The 526-nt window shown below is 60.1% G+C and carries 1 protein-coding gene; it reads right to left on the bottom strand.

The window, feature by feature from the left end; translation table 11 throughout:
• Window positions 1-114: 114 nt before the first annotated feature.
• A partial coding sequence (locus A3754_RS03875) for an SDR family NAD(P)-dependent oxidoreductase (RefSeq protein ID WP_156496761.1) occupies window positions 115-526 on the bottom strand: 412 nt, incomplete at its 5' end.

Below are 526 nucleotides of genomic sequence, written 5' to 3'. Positions count from 1 at the left end.
TGGAAACGCAAGATTGATATCTATATGGGAGAGAATTTGCAGGCGGCCCGCGAATGGGGTCGTCGCAAGGTCAAAATCCGTTTTCCCCGGCCGCCGGAGAAACCCTGACGCGGACTATTCCCGGCTGAGAAACGTCATGGTCATCTTGGTGGAGCCGCTGGGCAGCACCTTGTCCAGCAGCTTGATGAATTTGAACACCCCGCCGACCGGGTTATGCACCGCGACGTTTTCATTGGCGGCCTGCCAGGCTTTGGCCGCAATGTCGTCGGCGGTCAGATTCACCCCCATGCGGTCCACCACCGGGGCACGGAATTCAGCGTTGTCCAGCATCGGCGTTTTCACAAACGGCGGCATGATATCCACCACCCGAATGCCCTGGCGGGCCCACTCGATATTGAGTGCTTCGGTGAGCGCGCGCACGGCAAACTTGCTGGCGGAATAAGAGGCCAGGTAAGGCACCCCGTAGAGCGCAGACGCGGAGCTCATGTTGATGACGGCGGGGTCGGTGCTCAGTTGCAGGTGCGCT

The sequence above is a fragment of the Alcanivorax sp. HI0083 genome (assembly GCF_001635175.1).
The sequence above is the reverse complement of the archived record's forward strand: the minus strand, read 5'-3'. Positions and strand labels throughout refer to the sequence as shown.